Below are 14,097 nucleotides of genomic sequence, written 5' to 3'. Positions count from 1 at the left end.
AGCGCCCCCCCAGATGTAGCTCCGTCTCGTGGGCTCGGAGATGTGTATAAGAGACAGCTTCTGACCGAAGCGCGCGAAACGGGCTCAGCGGAGGGCGAGGAGGTTGAGGAGTCGGGCGGCCTCATCGGTGACGGCGTCGCGTGCGGCGCCCAGGTAGACGCGGGTGTCGACGCTCCCGGTCGCCGCGAGGCGCTCGGTCATCGCGCAGGTGAACACCTGGTTGAGGTGCGTCGCGATGTTGACCTTGGTCATCCCGGCCCTGACCGCAGCGACCAGACCGTCGTCCGGCACGCCCGACGAGCCGTGGAGCACCAACGGCACGGGCACCGAGTCTTGCAGAGCTGCAACGAGATCCGTGTCGAGCTGAGCCGTCCGGTCGGTCATCGCGTGCGAGCTGCCGACGGCCACCGCGAGCGCGTCGACGCCGGTGTCGGCGACGAACCGGGCCGCGTCTGCCGGGTCGGTGCGCACCCCGGGCGCGTGGACGCCGTCCTTGCCGCCGACCTCGCCGAGCTCGGCCTCGACGCCGATGCCGGCGGCGTGGCACAGCGCGACGACGCGGGCCGTCGCGGCGCGGTTGGCGTCGTCGGGCAGCCGGGACCCGTCGTACATCACCGACGTCAGGCCGAGCCGGACCGCCTCCTCGACGAGGCTTATGTCCTCCGCATGGTCGAGGTGCACGACGACCGGCTGGGCGCACGCATCCGCGATCGCGAGCGTCGCGCGGGCGATGGGTCCGAGGGAGCCGTGGTAGCGCACGCAGTTCTCCGAGATCTGCATGACGACGGGGAGCCCGACCCGCTCGGCGGCCGTGGCGTACGCCTCGGCGTGCTCGAGCTGGATGACGTTGAAGGCCGCGACGGCGCGCCCCTCGGCACGGGCGTCCGCGAGGACGCTCGTGAGGTCGCTGCGGCTCATGCGCGGCTCTCCTCGATCTCGACGGACTGGGTCAGGCGGTCGACGTCGTCGGGGTCGACGAGGCCGGCGACGGGCTGCAGGACGGCGGCGGCCGACCAGGCCACCGCGCGGCACAGGACGTCGGCCCAGGCCTCTGCAGCCGCCGGCAGCCCCGACGCGTCGCGCAGGTCCACGGCGAGAGCGGCGGTCATCGCGTCGCCGGCGCCGGTCGGGTTGCCGCTCAAGGGCTCCCGCAGGCGCGCGTGCAGCGCCACGGCGCCGGTGACGAGGTCGAGGCCGGCCGCACCGTCGGTGACGACCGCCGCGCCGGCTCCCTCGTCGGCGAGCATGCGGGCCATCTCTCGCGCGTCCGCCTCGACGCCCAGCCCGAGGGCGGACGCGGCCTCGGTGCGGTTGACCTTGACGAGGGTCGGGCGCACCGCCAGCGCGGCGGTCAGCGCGGCGCCGCCGCAGTCGACCACGGTGTGGAGGCCACGACGGCGTGCCTCGGTGACGAAGCGGGCCACGAGGTCGTCGGGCGCCCCGGCGGGAAGGCTGCCCGATACGGCGAGCACCTCGGCCTGCCCGGCGAGCGCCGCCAGTGCCTCGGCGACGTGCGTCCAGACGGACGCCGGCTGCTCGTGGCCGGCCTCGTTGAAGAGCGTGGTCCGTGCATCTCCTTCGACCACGGCGATGGACCGTCTTGTCGCAGAGGGGGACTCGATGAGTCGGTGGCTGATGCCGCGGGCCGTGAGGTCGGCCGCCCAGGCGGCCAGCTCGGCCGTTCCGACGGGTGCCACGGCGACGGCGTGCTCGCCGAGGGTGGTGAGCACCGAGGCGACGTTGACGCCCTTGCCCCCGGCGCGCTCGGTGACGTCGTGGACGCGGTGCGACTCGCCGAGGTGCACCGCGTCGACGCCGTAGGTGACGTCGGCCGCCGGGTTCGGGGTGAGGGTGAGGATCATCGGCCGACGAGGTCGAGGGCGATCGTGGCGGCACCGAGGGACCCGGCCCGGTCCCCGAGTGCTGCGGCCTCGACGGCGACGTCCGTGCGACCGCCGAGCCGAAGCGTCAGGGCGGTGCGGAGCGGGCCGAGGAGGGTCTCCCCGGCGCGGACCAGTCCACCTCCGACGAGCACGAGCTCCGAGCCGACCGCCGCCACGACCGGCGCGACCATGATGGCCAGCGCGTCGACGGCCTCCTGCCAGACGCGTCGCGCCTGCGGTTCGCCGGCCTCGGCACGGCGGGACACCTCGGCGGCGTCCCCGACCAGGCCGGTGGCCTCGGACCAGCGGCGGCCGATGGCACCGGCGCTCGAGAGAGCCTCGAGGCAGCCGTGCTGGCCGCAGCCGCAGAGCGGGCCGCCGGGCTGCACGACGATGTGCCCGATCTCGCCGGTCCACGGGCCACCCGTGACGAGCCGGCCACGGCACAGGATGGCACTGGCCAGGCCGGTGCCGAGCGGGAGGAACAGGACGTTGTCTGCCTCGCGCGCCGCCCCGAGCCGGTGCTCGGCAAGGAGTCCGGCACGCACGTCGTGTCCGATGGCGACGGGCACGTCGACGTGCGCGGCGACGGCCGCCTGCAGGTCGAGGTCGCGCCAGCCGAGGTTGGCCGACCAGACGCCGAGCCCGGCCGCCTCGTCGACGAGACCGGGCACCGCCACGCCCACGGCTAGCAGCTCCACGTCGGCACCGGCGTCCGCCCGCAGCTGCACGAGGGTCTTGGCCGCCAGCTCGCCCAGCCGGTCGCCGACACTCTCGGGGGTCGGGACGACGGATTCGGTGAGGACCTCACCGTCGGGGGTCACGAGGACCGACTTGGTCCGCGTGCCGCCGACGTCGATGCCGACCGCTGCCTCTCGCTTCACGGTGCGCAGTCTATGAGCAATAGTGCGCGAAAAGGTAGTCGGTCGATCACATTCGCACACGCGGCGGCGCACGCTGCGTCACCGGGTCCCAACGATGCCACCTCGAGCCGGTGCGTGCCCGCCCGGCTGCCATCGCGGTTGAGAGCGCTCGCCCGACGAGCTTCGGCGCTGCCGGGAGCAGCCAGGCGGGTGGGGAACCCGCTTGCCCCGCAGCGCGACACGGTCGGACGCTGACACCATGACGATGCACATCCACAACGTGACCTTCGACTGCGCCGATGCGCGCGGCCTCGCGGCATTCTGGTCCGAGCTGCTCGGCTGGAACGTCTACTACGACGACGACCCCGAGGTCGTCGTCGCGCCGGCGTACCCCAACCACGGCCTCGGTCTGTTGTTCATCCCGGTGCCCGAGGGCAAGACGGCCAAGAACCGCGTCCACCTCGACCTCGCCCCCCACGAGGGCACTCGCGACGCGTGGGTCGAGCGCGCGCTCGTCCTCGGGGCCACGGTCGTCGGCGACCACCGGACGGCGGAGGGCCCCGGCTGGGTGACCATGGCCGACCCCGAGGGCAACGAGTTCTGCGTCGAGCGCAGCCCCGCCGAGATGGGGCCCAGTCGTCCCCGGGCCCTCCGCCTCACCACCTGACCACCTCACCACCTGTCCACCTCGCCACCCGAGGCCAGACGCCGGACCACCTGGGGCGGCCACGTGACGCGGCCGGGTGGGGGCGGGGCCCTCCGGTCGTGCCTTCGGCGGCGCCGTGGGGCTTTCGTCAGTGGCCCGGCTCGCGTGTCTCGTCACCGAGGAGTCGGACGACGTCGGCGCCGGCCGCGACGAGGGCGAGTGTGCGTCGTGCGATGCCGTCGAGGTGCCGCTGGAGCGCGGCATCCGGGTCGAGCCGGGCCGTGACCGGCCGACCCCCGCCGCCGGCACCGCCGGATGCCTCGTCGAGCTCCGTCGCCGGGCCCGCCTGCGGCTCCACGTCCGGTTCCAGCTCGGCTCCGGCGAGGCGACGCAGCGACGCCACGACCGCCCGGACCGCCGGGACCGGGTGCCCCGCCGACCGCAGGGCGGCGGCGACGCGCGCCTCGCGGACCACCGCCGGTGGGTAGCGGCGGCCGCGGACCGGGCCCGATCCCACGCGTTCGGGTGCGACGAGCCCCTCCCGTTCCCAGAAGCGCAGCGTCGACGCCCGCACGCCGAGGGCCTGGGCGAGCTGGGTGATGGTCAGGGAGTCGTCGGGCAGGTCGGTGTCCCCGCTCTCTGCCCGGACGAGCGTCAGGGCGCGTTGGGCCGCGAGTGCCTCCTCCCGCTGGCGCGCCAGGCCGACGTGCAGGGCGCTGACGCGGGCCACCGCCTCGTCGAGCGGGAGTGTCCGCACCCCGGCCAGCACCCGGCGCGCGACCACGGGGCCGACCGCCTCGGCGAGCCGCCGGTAGGCCTGCAGGGCCACGACGTGGTCGGTGCGGAACAGCCTGTACCCGTTGGGTGCTCGTTCCGCCGGCGGCAGGACTCCGAGCCCCTCGAGGACCCGGACCTGTTGGGCCGAGTAGCCGGACGCGTCCGCGACCGCGCGCGTCGACAACGGCGTCGACGCCGGGCCCGACAGCGGCCCCGACAACGGCTTCGACATCGGCGTCGAGGGCGGCCCCGGCATCCGAGCATCGGGACTCGGAACTCGCTCGCTCACGAACCCTCCACAAGCACTTCAAGATGACACTTCACCCATGAGTATGGACGAGATCCTCGACGTGGTCAGGTCGCTCGACGGCGTGCTCGTGCTGTCGCCCGGGCCGGGCAGCGCGTTCCCCGAGATCGCCTGGGGTGACCACTTCATCTACTACGCACCGGACGGCCGGGTCCCGGCCACCCAGCCCTTCGCGACGATCGTCACCAAGGACTATCCCGACGACGCGACGTCACGCCTCGACCCACCGGACCGGTGGCGCCTCAACGTGCACGTCGGCGCGCGGGTCTTCGAACGCCTCGTGGGCCAGAGCCCCCGGGCCTTCGGTGAGCGCCCCGCGGAGGCCCGAGCGGCCGCCGACCACGCCGCCGCGGACCTCGTCCTGCCGCACCCCGTGTACGGCTCGCTCGGCTGGGTCGCCGTCGTGACGCCCGGGACCCGGACGACCGAGCTCGTCCTCCGCCTCCTCCGCGACGCCCACGCGGACGCCCGCCGCCGCGCCCTGCGCCGCGGCCGGGACACGGGATCCTAGCCCTCGGCGCTGTAGGCGAGCGCGACGGTCTTCGGCACGACGAACCGCCAGGCGTCGATGACGATCTCGCGCATCCGGTCGACGTCGAGGGCCTCGAGGCGCACCTCGACCCAGTTGAAGCGGAGGTCGCTGCGGCGGGGCATGAGGAACACCTCGGGCTCGCTGGCGACGAGCACGTCACGCTCGTCGCGCGGGAACGCGAAGCCCATCTGCGTCTCGTCGGCGGAGAAGGCGAGCCACACGATGCGTCCGACGCGGAACTTGACGCGGTCGCGCACGAGCACCTCGTACGACCTCGGCAGCTGCTCCGCGACGGCTCTCACGTCGTCGATCGTCACCGGCACGCCATCCACCCTCCCACGGCCGTGTGGGGTCTCGACAGGCACCCGGCCCGCACGTACCGTGATCGCGTCGCGACCCCGACGGCTGTCCGGGCGGGCTGAAACGTCGACTCCCCACCGCCACGGTCCCCAGGAGCGACGCCATGACGTCCGACAGCCCACCCGCACCCCATGCCGCAGCCGCCACCACCGCGGACGCGGCCCCACCGCACGCCGCCGGGTGTGACGATCCCTCGGCCCCGATGCGCGAGCGCCTCCTGGCCTTCCTCGACCGACTCGGCGCCGTCCTCGCGGCGCGCGGTGACGCGCTGGCGCTGCTCTGCCTCGGGTCGGTCGGTCGCGACCTGCACCGCATCGACGAGCACTCCGACGCCGACTTCTTCGTCGTCGTCGACGACGAGGCGGCCCGCGACCGGTACCTCGCGGGCATCGACTGGCTGGAGGCGGCGCAGCCGGTCGTGTGGTCGTTCGAGAACAGCGACGCGGGCCGCAAGGCCCTGCTCGCCGACGGGCTCTTCGCCGAGTACGCCGTCTTCCCGCTCGCCGCGATGGACACCGCGGGCTACCCGCCGGGCCGCCTGCACTGGAGCCGGGTCGACGCGCCGGCCGGCCTCGACGTGCCCAAGGTGCCGGTGCCGCAGCCGCCCTGTCTCGACCACGAGGTCGGCGAGGCGGTGAGCAACCTCTACGTGGGCCTGCACCGCGACCTGCGCGGCGAGCGCCTCACGGCCACCCGCTTCATCCAGGGCCACGCCGTCGACCGCTGGGTCACCGTCCTCGACCACCTCGGCCTCTGCACCGGTCCACGCCAGGACGCCTTCGCCGTGGACCGCGGGGTCGAGCGGCGCTTCGGCCCGGACGTCCTGCCGCTCGCGGACCTGCTGCCCGGCTACGAGCGCAACGCCGATGTGGCCGAGACGCTGCTCGACCTGCTCGAGCGGCACGTCGACCTGGACCCGTCGATCGTGACGGCGGTCCGCGGCCTCGTCGCCCAGGTGCGCGCCGACCGGGTGGGCGCCGCCCGGTCGGGCACAGCGCGGGGTCAGAGCTCGAGCGCGTAGACGAGCAGGTGCACGTTGCCGATCGGGTTCCAGTCGCGCTCCGGCACGCGGACGAACCCGAACCGTTCGTACATCCGGTGCGCGGCGTGCATCATCGGCTGGGTCGACAGCACGACCCGACGCCTCCCGAGAGCCCGCGAGCGGTCGATGCACTCGCGCACGAGGGCGGTGCCGACGCCTCGGCCGCGGCCCTCCGGGGCCACCGCCAGCATCCGGAACTCCGCCTCGTCGGGCCCGGCGATGTCGGCGTACCGGCCCTGGGACCCGACGAAGGTCACCCCTCCGAGGACGGTGCCGCCGGGGTCGACGGCGACGAGCACCTCGGCGTGCTCGGCGCGCGCGGCGACGTCCCGCAGCAGCTCGAGGTACGGGTCCTCGGCGCCGAAGTCGAGCAGGCCGTCGTCGAGGTAGGCCGCGGCGGTGAGGTCACCGAGCCGGGCGAAGTCCTCGGACCGGGCCGCACGCAGCGTGAAGGACATGTCCGGAGTATGCGTCGTGCGACGGACGCGCCGCACCCGGGTCTCGCGCGCCGGCCGCCGTCGAGCGGGTGCTCGGTGGCGTCAGGAGTGCGCGGTTCCCCGAGAGGGGCGCCGTGCACGGCGCACTCGTGGGGCAAGGGCGCACTCCTGCGGGGGACGCGCCTCGCTGGGACCGCCGGGCACGGACCGCCGCACGGGGACCGCCAGGTGGGGTCGCGTCAGGCGGCGAGTCGCCAGGCGAGGACGCCGAAGAGCACGCCGAGCGAGTTGGTGGCCCAGTGCATGCCGACGCTGGCCAGGACGCTGCCGCTGCGGCGGCGCAGCTCGCCGGCGACGACGCCGCCGAAGGCCGTGAAGAGGACCGTGCCGACGACCACCGCCGCCTTGGCCCAGGGCCCGAAGGCCGCGAACGCCTCGCCGACGGCGGCGTTGCCGGTGGCCGAGGCGGCAGCCGGCAGCACGTGCCAGAGCCCGAAGAGCATCGAGGAGCCGAGGAGCACCTGCCACATCCGCGCGTGCCGCGACAGCATGCCCCAGAGCACCGACCGGAAGGCGACCTCCTCGAGCAGCACCGTGCCGAGCGGGATCATGACGAACGCCGTGAGCAGGGCCGACGCCGGCGGCAGGTGGTAGCGCGCGTCGAGGAAGGCGGTGCGGGTCGAGGGCAGGAGCACCCCGACGAGGTACACGAGGCCGACGACGCCGATCACGCCGAGGCCCCAGCGGAGGCCGCGGGCGTGCGTGCGGCGGGCGAGGCCGAGCTGGTGCCAGGTCAGACCCTGCCAGCGGGCGAACGCGATGAGCGCGACGGCACCGACCGGGCCGAGCCACATGGTGTCCCAGCCGAGCAGGTGGTTGGCGAGGTTGACGCCGACGAGGGCGAAGACGACGCTCACCGTGGCCGCGAGGCGGACGCGTCGACCCCGGGCGATGAGGCGCAGGCGGCGGGCGCGGACCCACTCGTGCGTCTCGTGGTGGCGGTGCCGTTCGCGCGCCGGCTGGCTGCCGCCCGAACGGGGCAGCGCGACGGCGCCGGCGCTCGGTGCGTCGACGGCGTGCAGGTGCGCGGTCGGGCTGGTCATCCCGTCGAGGATGACATGCCTTCCTGTACGCCGCACGGCCGTCTCGCCAGGGAGGTGGCCCGTGTCACACGACGCCGGCGTCGCGCGCCGCCCCGTCAGCCCCGCCGCGTCTCGGAGGCCCGGAGCGGGGCGCCCGCCGGGCTGAACGACACGAGCGGCAGCTGCTCGACGAGACGACGCCGCGCCGCCGGCGAGCCGTCGTAGCGCCACCCGGCGAGCGAGGAGAGGTACGGACGCAGGACCGGGCGCAGGAGGGTGTGGCGACGCTCGTACCCGGCGAGCACGTCCGCCGCCTCGTCGACGCCGAGCACCCGGACCGCCGCCGGCCGGGGACCGTGGGCGAACTCGACGCGCGCCGAACCCGCGGCGCTGACGTTGCGGAACCAATCGGCGCGGCGGCCGTACCCGGCCATGGCGACGGCCTCCCCGGTGGACGGGTCGTACTGCAGCGCCTCGACGACCGCCGTGTACGTGCGCCCGGTGCGCCGCCCGACGTGCTCGACCCTGAGGAAGCGGTGGCCGAGGACCCACCCGAGCCCGTGGTCGTAGAGCGCGTTGGGCGCCGCGTAGACGGTCCGGAGCCAGCGCGGGAGGGGCGTGGCCACCGCGGTCTCAGCGCCGGCGCAGGATCAGCCCGCGCACGTACTCGGCCTGCCCGAGGTGCTTGGCGGCGTCGTCGAGGACCGACACGATCCGCACCCCCACGGTGACGGGAGGGTCCCAGCGAGGGTCGATGACCTCGGCGTAGCGGTCGGCGTCGAGCCCGTCGAGCAGCTGGAGGGTGCGCTCGTGGACGGCGCCCTGGTAGGCCGCGAAGAGGCCGGGGTCGGCGACGGTGAACCGCCCGACGTCGGCGCTGCTCATGCTCCAGCCGTGGGTCTCGGGTGGGTAGGGCAGGCCGAAGCGGTCCATCCAGCCGTCGCCGAGCCAGGCCGAGTCGGTGCCGGCGAGGTGGGCCACCTGGTCGTCCTGCTGGCGCGCGAGGTGCCACACGAGCCAGGCGACGTGGTTGGCGTCGGCGTCGGGACGCCAGAGCAGCTCGTCGACGGAGAGCCCGTCGACGACGGCGGGGACGCCCTCCTCGATGCGGCCGAAGCCGTCGACGAGGAGGTCGTGCGCGGTCTTCGTCGTGTCGTCTGCCATCACCCCAGCATGCACCCGGGCACCGACACCGGGGCCGGGACGGCGCGCCCGTCCCCGGTGTCGCGACGCACGGGACGAACCCGGACCTTTCGCTCGGGATGTATCTGGCTCGGGGACTGCGCCTCTGACCCGTCGATGCCCGTCCCGCACGACCCCGCGGGGCGGGCACCCGACACCACATCGAGGAGCCACACCATGACCATCGACATCACCACCCCAGCCGCGGACGTCGCGCGAGCCACGAGCCTCGCCGAGCTGCGCCCGGGTGCGGTCCAGCTTCCCGTCCACCTGCCGGGCGACGCCGGCTACGACGCGGCCCGGCTGCCCTGGAACGTCGCCGTCGACCAGCGTCCGGCCGCGGTCGTCGTCCCGCGCACCGTCGCCGACGTGCAGACCGCCGTCCGTGCGGCCGCAGCCGACGGCCTCCGCGTCGCGGCCCAGAGCACCGGCCACAACGCCGGCCCGCTCGTCGCGCACGGCCTCGAGGACGTCGTCCTCGTGAAGATGCACGAGATGCGCGCCGTCACCGTCGACGCCGTGCGACGCGTCGCACGCGTCGAAGGCGGCGCCATCTGGGTCGACGCCACCGAGCCGGCCGCCGACCACGGGCTCGCCGCCCTGCACGGGAGCTCGCCCGACGTCGGCATCGCCGGGTACACGCTCGGCGGCGGGATCGGCTGGTACGCACGCAAGCTCGGCCTGGCATCGAACAGCGTGACGGCGGTCGAGCTCGTCACCGCAGACGGCGAGCACGTGCGCGCCGACGCGTCGGAGAACCGCGAGCTGTTCTGGGCGCTGCGTGGTGGCGGCGGGAACTTCGGCGTCGTCACGGCGATCGAGTTCCGCCTCCACCCGATCGAGACGGCGTACGCGGGCATGCTGGTGTGGGACGTGCGGCACGCCGACCGCGTCGTGCGCCGGTGGGCCGACTGGGCTTCCGATGCGCCCGACTGCGTCTCGACGTCGCTGCGGCTGCTCAACCTGCCGCCGCTGCCGACGATCCCCGAGCCGCTGCGGGGCCGGTCGCTCGTCGTCGTCGACGGCGCCGTCGTCGGCTGCGACGCGGATGCACGCTCGGTCCTGTCGCTGCTGCGGGGCCTCGGCCCGGAGATCGACACCTTCGACCGCGTGCCGGCTCGTGCGCTGCCCCGCCTCCACATGGACCCGGAGGGCCCGACGCCGGCTGTGTCCGGCTCGACGATGCTCGGTACCCTCACCGACGCGGCGGTCGACACGCTGCTCGAGCAGTCCGGTCCCGACTCGGGCACGTCGCTGCTGTCCACCGAGCTTCGGCAGCTCGGAGGGGCGCTGGCCCGGCCGGTCGAGGGCGGCGGCGCGCTGTCGAGCCTCGACGCGGACCATGCGCTGTTCGCCGTCGGCATCGCTGCGACACCGGAGCTCGCGGCCCGGGGCCGGACCGACGCGGACCGCCTCGTCACGGCGATGCGCCCGTTCGAGTCCGGGCGGACGTACCTCAACTTCGCCGAGGAGCCGACCGACGCCCGGTCGGCGTTCGACGAGCTGACCTGGTTGCAGCTCAAGGGGATCCGGTCGGCGTTCGACCCGGAGGACCGGTTCGTGGCGAACCACCGGGTGCCGCGCCTCTTCGAGGACGGACGCGTCACCGACTGACGCCCCCCGTGGCCGAGACGACACCGGCCCCGGATGCTCGAGGTCTCGGGCGTTCGGGGTCGGCCTAGTCTCGGGGCATGCCCTACGACGTCGAGCGCGTCCGCGCGCACTTCCCGGCCCTGCGCGAGGGCGCCGCCCACTTCGACGGCCCGGGTGGCTCCCAGACGCCGGACGTCGTGGCCCAGGCGGTCGCCGCCACGATGACCTCGGCGATCTCCAACCGCGGCGTCGTGACCGCGGCCGAGCGGCGGGCCGACGCGGTGGTGCTCGCCGCGCGGGCAGCGGTCGCCGACCTGCTCGGCGCCGACCCCTCCGGCATCGTCTTCGGTCGCAGCGCCACCGAGCTGACGTTCCACCTGGCGCGGACCCTGTCGGCGGCGTGGGTGCCGGGCGACGAGGTCGTCGTCTCCCGCCTCGACCACGACGCGAACGTCCGCCCGTGGGTCCTGGCCGCGCAGTCCCGCGGTGCGACGGTCCGCTGGGTCGAATTCGACCCGGCCACCGGCGAGCTGGACGTGTCGGACGTCGCTGCCGTCGTCGGCGACCGGACCCGGCTCGTGGCCGTCACCGCCGCGTCGAACCTCATCGGCACGCGCCCCGACGTGCCGGCGGTCGCCGAGGTCGCGCACGGGGTCGGGGCCCTGCTCTGGGTCGACGGCGTGCATGCGACGGCGCACGTGGCCACCGACGTGCCGGCCAGCGGCGCGGACTTCTGGGTGTGCTCGCCGTACAAGTTCCTCGGGCCGCACCTCGGCGCGCTCGCAGCCCGACCCGAGCTGCTCGAGACGCTGCGCCCCGCCAAGCTCGTCCCGTCCACCGACACCGTGCCGGAGCGCTTCGAGCTCGGCACGCTGCCGTACGAGCTCCTCGCCGGCACGACGGCCGCGGTCGACTTCCTCGCGACGCTCGACGGTGCGGCCACGGTGACGGCGTCGAGCGGGCGGACGCGTCGTGAGGCGCTCGTCGCGTCGTTCGCCGCCCTCGAGGCGCACGAGGACGCCCTGCTCGCGGTGCTCGAGCAGCGGCTGCGGGCGGTGCCCGGGCTCACGATGTGGAGCAACGCGAAGCGTCGGACGCCGACCCTGCTGTTCACGCTCGAGGGTCATGACCCGCAGGACGTCCGGTTCGCCCTCGCCCAGCGCGGTGTCAACGCGCCCGCCGGCCACTTCTACGCGTGGGAGTGCAGCCACCACCTCGGCCTCGGCGCGGTCGGGGGCGTGCGCGCGGGGCTTGCGCCGTACACGAACGCCGACGACATCGAGCGCCTCGCGCGCGGCGTCGAGGAGGTCGCGTCGTCGGACGCGCGATGACACGCCGCAGCGGGACCGGGACACCCCGGGCGCTCAGCATTGCTCCACGAGGTGAGCCAGCCGGCGCATCAGGCAGGGTGGCTCGTCAGGCGGAGCAATGCTGAGCGCCGCGGGGGTCACCCGTGGCCGCCCGCCCCGCCACGCGACGCGCGGACGGAGCGAGGACGTCGGCGACCCCGGGGAGTGGGCGCGGGATGCCGGCTGGTCCGGCTTCGGCATCGGCTAGGTTCTCGTGTCCGTGGACGTCCTCGATGCCGTCCGTGACCGTGTCGTACCGACGGCCGCCGACATCGCGATCGGCACGACGAGCATCCTCGTCGTGCTCGGCATCGCGCTCCTGCTCGTGGCGGTCGCACCACTGTGGCGGGTCGTCCGACTCGTGGTCACCCTGGTCCACGAGCTCGGCCACGCGGTCGTCGGTGTCCTCGTCGGCCGCCGCTTCACCGGGTTCGTCCTGCGCGGGGACATGTCCGGCCACGCCGTGACCCGGGGGCCAGCGCGCGGGCCCGGTCGCGCCGCGTCGACGTGGGCCGGCTACCCGGCACCTGCACTCGTCGGCGCACTCATGGTCTGGGCCGCCGGCCGCGGCTGGTCGGCGCCCCTCGTCACCACCGGCCTGGCCGTGCTCCTGTTCGCACTGCTCCGCGTGCGGTCGGCGCTGACCGTCCTCGTCATGGTCGTCGTGATCGCCGGGTCGGCGGGGCTGTGGTGGTGGCGGGACGACACCCTCCAACCGCGGGTGCTCGTCGGGCTCGGCGTCGTGCTGCTCGTCGGCGCGTGGCGCCACCTGCTCGCGGTCCTCGCGGACCGCTCGACGGCCAGCGACCCGGCCGTCCTGGCCCAGCTGACCCACGTGCCGCGCGTTCTGTGGAACCTCACCTTCGTGGCCGGGTGCGCCCTCGCGACCTGGGTGGTCGTCGTCGAGCTGTGGACGGCGCTCGCCTGAGGCGTCAGTTGAGGTTCGGTGGCGGTGCCGACGGGTTGGCCACGGCCCCGAGCGTCGCCGCGAACTCCTTCTCGCGACGCACGAGCTCGAGCCCGAGACGCAGCCGCGACTCGGTGTCCACGCACTCGAGCAGGCGCTGGCGGTCGCCGACGTCGAGGCTCACGGTCTGCGGCACGGCGTAGGACAGCAGCCGGTCGTCGCCCGGCATGTCGAGGTCCTTCGCGCCGACCGTCGTCGCGAAGGAGAGCAGCTCGGCGCGCAGCCGGGCCCCGAGCTCGGCCACCGCGACGGCATCGCCCTCGACCTCGTCGAGCCACGTCACCTCGCCCGTCGCGTACGGAGTCCCGGCAGAGGGGTCCACAACGTCGAGGCGGAACCGCTGCGTGCCCTCGGACACGACGAAGAACCGCTCGTTCTCGAGCGCCGCCGCCTGGGTCAGCAGGGCGCCGCACCCCACCGGGTGCAGGGACAGCACGCCTTCGTCGCCGACCTCGTAGCCCTCGCGGATCGCGACGACGCCGAAGACCGGCGAGCGCTGCTGTTGCGCGGCGAGCAGGTCACGCAGCAGCGCGACGTAGCGCGGCTCGAAGATCTGCAGGGGCAGACGCGCTCCGGGCAGGAGCACGGTCCCGAGCGGGAACAGCGGCAGGGTCGCCATCACCCCAGCGTAGGTTCGCAGGCCCGGACGCGTCAGTCCTGCGCGACCACCGGAGTCGGCATCGCCTGCGTGGGCTCGGGCTCCTGGTCGACGACCTGACCCGTGATCGCCTGGGCCAGCCCGAGCGCCAGTCCGACGACCTCGTGGTCGCCGAGGCCGAGGCGGAAGGCGAACGCTGCCGCGTTCGGGGGGCGCAGCTCCGGGTCCTTCTGGAGGCAGTCGGCGATGAGGTCGCGCAGGTCCTGCGGCACCGAGTCGGGCAGTGGCGGCGGCGGCTCGTTGACGTGCGACAGGGCCGTCGCGATCGGGGTGCCCCGGTCGAACGGGCGCCTGCCTGCGAGCATCTCGTGGCCGACGACACCGAGCGCGTACAGGTCGCTCGACCCGGTGGCCGCATGACCGAGCGCCTGCTCGGGGCTGATGTAGTTCGGCGTGCCGAGCATCTCGCCGTGCTGGGT

18 protein-coding genes are annotated in these 14,097 nt (G+C 74.5%); 7 read left to right on the top strand and 11 right to left on the bottom strand.

What is annotated here, in order from left to right; translation table 11 throughout:
- Positions 1 to 84 precede the first annotated feature (84 nt).
- From ACR9ZK_RS16855 to ACR9ZK_RS16845, 3 genes are read right to left on the bottom strand one after another with little or no spacing between them, the layout of a single operon-like run.
- The gene (locus tag ACR9ZK_RS16855) at positions 85 to 918 is read right to left on the bottom strand and encodes a class II fructose-bisphosphate aldolase (protein WP_481343104.1); all 834 of its coding nucleotides are present in this window, start codon (positions 916 to 918) and stop codon (positions 85 to 87) included.
- A complete protein-coding gene (locus tag ACR9ZK_RS16850; RefSeq protein ID WP_481343103.1) occupies positions 915 to 1,862 on the bottom strand; it encodes a 1-phosphofructokinase family hexose kinase in 948 nt (315 codons plus the stop codon). The genes ACR9ZK_RS16855 and ACR9ZK_RS16850 overlap by 4 nt, the downstream gene beginning before the upstream one ends.
- On the bottom strand, positions 1,859 to 2,767 hold the full coding sequence (locus ACR9ZK_RS16845) for an ROK family protein (RefSeq protein WP_481343102.1): 909 nt from the start codon (positions 2,765 to 2,767) through the stop codon (positions 1,859 to 1,861). The genes ACR9ZK_RS16850 and ACR9ZK_RS16845 overlap by 4 nt, the downstream gene beginning before the upstream one ends.
- 238 nt (positions 2,768 to 3,005) lie before the next feature.
- Between ACR9ZK_RS16845 and ACR9ZK_RS16840 the strand changes: the two genes are divergently transcribed.
- A complete protein-coding gene (locus ACR9ZK_RS16840) occupies positions 3,006 to 3,413 on the top strand; it encodes a VOC family protein (protein ID WP_481343101.1) in 408 nt (135 codons plus the stop codon).
- 127 nt (positions 3,414 to 3,540) lie between these two features.
- On the opposite strand, the gene ACR9ZK_RS16835 is transcribed toward ACR9ZK_RS16840, so the two are convergent.
- Complete coding sequence (locus ACR9ZK_RS16835; RefSeq protein ID WP_481343100.1) at positions 3,541 to 4,458, bottom strand: MerR family transcriptional regulator; 918 nt, start codon at positions 4,456 to 4,458, stop codon at positions 3,541 to 3,543.
- Between the two features lie 37 nt (positions 4,459 to 4,495).
- On the opposite strand from ACR9ZK_RS16835, the gene ACR9ZK_RS16830 reads away from it, so the two are divergent.
- Positions 4,496 to 4,987 carry a DUF6194 family protein gene (locus ACR9ZK_RS16830; protein WP_481343099.1) on the top strand — a complete coding sequence of 164 codons (492 nt, stop codon included), beginning with the start codon at positions 4,496 to 4,498 and terminating at the stop codon, positions 4,985 to 4,987.
- On the opposite strand, the gene ACR9ZK_RS16825 is transcribed toward ACR9ZK_RS16830, so the two are convergent.
- Positions 4,984 to 5,331 carry an MmcQ/YjbR family DNA-binding protein gene (locus tag ACR9ZK_RS16825; RefSeq protein WP_481343098.1) on the bottom strand — a complete coding sequence of 116 codons (348 nt, stop codon included), beginning with the start codon at positions 5,329 to 5,331 and terminating at the stop codon, positions 4,984 to 4,986. The two genes, ACR9ZK_RS16830 and ACR9ZK_RS16825, sit on opposite strands and share 4 nt — an antisense overlap.
- A 140-nt stretch (positions 5,332 to 5,471) precedes the next feature.
- Here ACR9ZK_RS16825 and ACR9ZK_RS16820 point away from each other — a divergent pair, with 140 nt between their 5' ends.
- The gene (locus ACR9ZK_RS16820; protein WP_481343097.1) at positions 5,472 to 6,389 is read left to right on the top strand and encodes a hypothetical protein; all 918 of its coding nucleotides are present in this window, start codon (positions 5,472 to 5,474) and stop codon (positions 6,387 to 6,389) included.
- Here the strand turns inward: ACR9ZK_RS16820 and ACR9ZK_RS16815 are convergent.
- The 4 genes from ACR9ZK_RS16815 to ACR9ZK_RS16800 all read right to left on the bottom strand — a co-directional run bounded on the left by ACR9ZK_RS16815 (position 6,371) and on the right by ACR9ZK_RS16800 (position 9,093).
- Positions 6,371 to 6,904, bottom strand: coding sequence for a GNAT family N-acetyltransferase (locus ACR9ZK_RS16815; protein WP_481343096.1), 534 nt, complete (start codon positions 6,902 to 6,904; stop codon positions 6,371 to 6,373). The genes ACR9ZK_RS16820 and ACR9ZK_RS16815 overlap by 19 nt on opposite strands.
- A 182-nt stretch (positions 6,905 to 7,086) precedes the next feature.
- Positions 7,087 to 7,950, bottom strand: coding sequence for a CPBP family intramembrane glutamic endopeptidase (locus tag ACR9ZK_RS16810; protein ID WP_481343095.1), 864 nt, complete (start codon positions 7,948 to 7,950; stop codon positions 7,087 to 7,089).
- Positions 7,951 to 8,045: 95 nt separating this feature from the next.
- Complete coding sequence (locus tag ACR9ZK_RS16805; RefSeq protein WP_481343094.1) at positions 8,046 to 8,555, bottom strand: nitroreductase family deazaflavin-dependent oxidoreductase; 510 nt, start codon at positions 8,553 to 8,555, stop codon at positions 8,046 to 8,048.
- Positions 8,556 to 8,562: 7 nt separating this feature from the next.
- On the bottom strand, positions 8,563 to 9,093 hold the full coding sequence (locus tag ACR9ZK_RS16800) for a mycothiol transferase (RefSeq protein WP_481343093.1): 531 nt from the start codon (positions 9,091 to 9,093) through the stop codon (positions 8,563 to 8,565).
- 195 nt (positions 9,094 to 9,288) lie between these two features.
- Here ACR9ZK_RS16800 and ACR9ZK_RS16795 point away from each other — a divergent pair, with 195 nt between their 5' ends.
- From ACR9ZK_RS16795 to ACR9ZK_RS16780, 4 genes are all read left to right on the top strand, one after another.
- Complete coding sequence (locus tag ACR9ZK_RS16795; protein WP_481343092.1) at positions 9,289 to 10,725, top strand: FAD-binding oxidoreductase; 1,437 nt, start codon at positions 9,289 to 9,291, stop codon at positions 10,723 to 10,725.
- Between the two features lie 77 nt (positions 10,726 to 10,802).
- Complete coding sequence (locus ACR9ZK_RS16790) at positions 10,803 to 12,035, top strand: cysteine desulfurase-like protein (RefSeq protein WP_481343091.1); 1,233 nt, start codon at positions 10,803 to 10,805, stop codon at positions 12,033 to 12,035.
- Positions 12,036 to 12,132: 97 nt separating this feature from the next.
- Positions 12,133 to 12,261: a hypothetical protein gene (locus ACR9ZK_RS16785; protein ID WP_481343090.1), complete on the top strand. Its 129-nt coding sequence runs from the start codon at positions 12,133 to 12,135 to the stop codon at positions 12,259 to 12,261.
- 6 nt (positions 12,262 to 12,267) lie between these two features.
- The gene (locus ACR9ZK_RS16780; protein ID WP_481343089.1) at positions 12,268 to 12,981 is read left to right on the top strand and encodes a M50 family metallopeptidase; all 714 of its coding nucleotides are present in this window, start codon (positions 12,268 to 12,270) and stop codon (positions 12,979 to 12,981) included.
- 4 nt (positions 12,982 to 12,985) lie between these two features.
- Here the strand turns inward: ACR9ZK_RS16780 and ACR9ZK_RS16775 are convergent, their stop codons facing one another.
- Both ACR9ZK_RS16775 and ACR9ZK_RS16770 read right to left on the bottom strand, forming a co-directional pair.
- Positions 12,986 to 13,639, bottom strand: coding sequence for an LON peptidase substrate-binding domain-containing protein (locus tag ACR9ZK_RS16775; protein WP_481343088.1), 654 nt, complete (start codon positions 13,637 to 13,639; stop codon positions 12,986 to 12,988).
- A 32-nt stretch (positions 13,640 to 13,671) separates the two neighbouring features.
- A partial coding sequence (locus tag ACR9ZK_RS16770) for a protein kinase domain-containing protein (RefSeq protein ID WP_481343087.1) occupies positions 13,672 to 14,097 on the bottom strand: 426 nt, incomplete at its 5' end.

Source organism: Monashia sp. HAY1-5C, from assembly GCF_056755255.1.
The sequence above is the reverse complement of the archived record's forward strand: the minus strand, read 5'-3'. Positions and strand labels throughout refer to the sequence as shown.

Coding starts and splice junctions, on each gene's coding strand:
- ACR9ZK_RS16855 (WP_481343104.1), bottom strand. CDS start 918: ATGAGCCGCAGCGACCTCACGAGCGTCCTCGCGGACGCCCGTGCCGAG.
- ACR9ZK_RS16850 (WP_481343103.1), bottom strand. CDS start 1,862: ATGATCCTCACCCTCACCCCGAACCCGGCGGCCGACGTCACCTACGGC.
- ACR9ZK_RS16840 (WP_481343101.1), top strand. CDS start 3,006: ATGACGATGCACATCCACAACGTGACCTTCGACTGCGCCGATGCGCGC.
- ACR9ZK_RS16830 (WP_481343099.1), top strand. CDS start 4,496: ATGAGTATGGACGAGATCCTCGACGTGGTCAGGTCGCTCGACGGCGTG.
- ACR9ZK_RS16820 (WP_481343097.1), top strand. CDS start 5,472: ATGACGTCCGACAGCCCACCCGCACCCCATGCCGCAGCCGCCACCACC.
- ACR9ZK_RS16810 (WP_481343095.1), bottom strand. CDS start 7,950: ATGACCAGCCCGACCGCGCACCTGCACGCCGTCGACGCACCGAGCGCC.
- ACR9ZK_RS16800 (WP_481343093.1), bottom strand. CDS start 9,093: ATGGCAGACGACACGACGAAGACCGCGCACGACCTCCTCGTCGACGGC.
- ACR9ZK_RS16795 (WP_481343092.1), top strand. CDS start 9,289: ATGACCATCGACATCACCACCCCAGCCGCGGACGTCGCGCGAGCCACG.
- ACR9ZK_RS16790 (WP_481343091.1), top strand. CDS start 10,803: ATGCCCTACGACGTCGAGCGCGTCCGCGCGCACTTCCCGGCCCTGCGC.
- ACR9ZK_RS16785 (WP_481343090.1), top strand. CDS start 12,133: ATGCTGAGCGCCGCGGGGGTCACCCGTGGCCGCCCGCCCCGCCACGCG.
- ACR9ZK_RS16775 (WP_481343088.1), bottom strand. CDS start 13,639: ATGGCGACCCTGCCGCTGTTCCCGCTCGGGACCGTGCTCCTGCCCGGA.